A 470-nucleotide genomic window follows, 5' to 3' on the forward strand; every position below is an offset into this window, starting at 1 on the left:
CGATTCCTCATCTTTATATCTGCGGCGGCGGCATCCACAATCCGGTTTTAATGCACGACGTGTAAACCCTGTTTTCTCCCTACACCCAATTACACAGCACAGCCAAGCTCCATCTGGACCCGCAATGAGTCGAAGCCGCTGCTTTTGCCTGGCTTGCAGCCTGTTGGTGCAATTAAAGTCCAAGCAAGTCCCACCATGCAACCTGCGCACATTCACACCGAATTTTATGCTCCGGACATTACGGCAACTAAAGTCGGATAAATAAAAAGGCCTTCTGAACATGGTCAGACGACCTTGACTAATTAGCCTTCACTTATTCTTCTTCCGGCAAACGGTTGATTTGCACACGTGCAATCCGTTGTCCGTCCTTCGCAACCACTTCAAAACGCCAGCCGTGATAATCGATGAAATCGCCTACATCATGAATACTTTGTAATGCTTCCATAATTAAGCCCCCAACGGTATGAAAG

General features: G+C 47.7%; 1 protein-coding gene and 1 pseudogene. One reads left to right on the forward strand and one right to left on the reverse strand.

Annotated elements, in window-relative coordinates; all coding sequences use genetic code 11:
- Positions 1 to 251 (forward strand): annotated as a pseudogene (locus ACTHUF_RS11140) (anhydro-N-acetylmuramic acid kinase); the annotation flags it as partial.
- A 62-nt stretch (positions 252 to 313) separates the two neighbouring features.
- On the opposite strand, the gene ACTHUF_RS11145 reads toward ACTHUF_RS11140, so the two are convergent.
- Positions 314 to 470 (reverse strand): transporter associated domain-containing protein (locus ACTHUF_RS11145; RefSeq protein WP_440407729.1); only part of this gene is annotated, 157 nt, incomplete at its 5' end.

It is taken from the genome of Neisseria sp. P0024.S006 (assembly GCF_051956595.1).
In the GTDB taxonomy this organism is placed as follows: domain Bacteria; phylum Pseudomonadota; class Gammaproteobacteria; order Burkholderiales; family Neisseriaceae; genus Neisseria.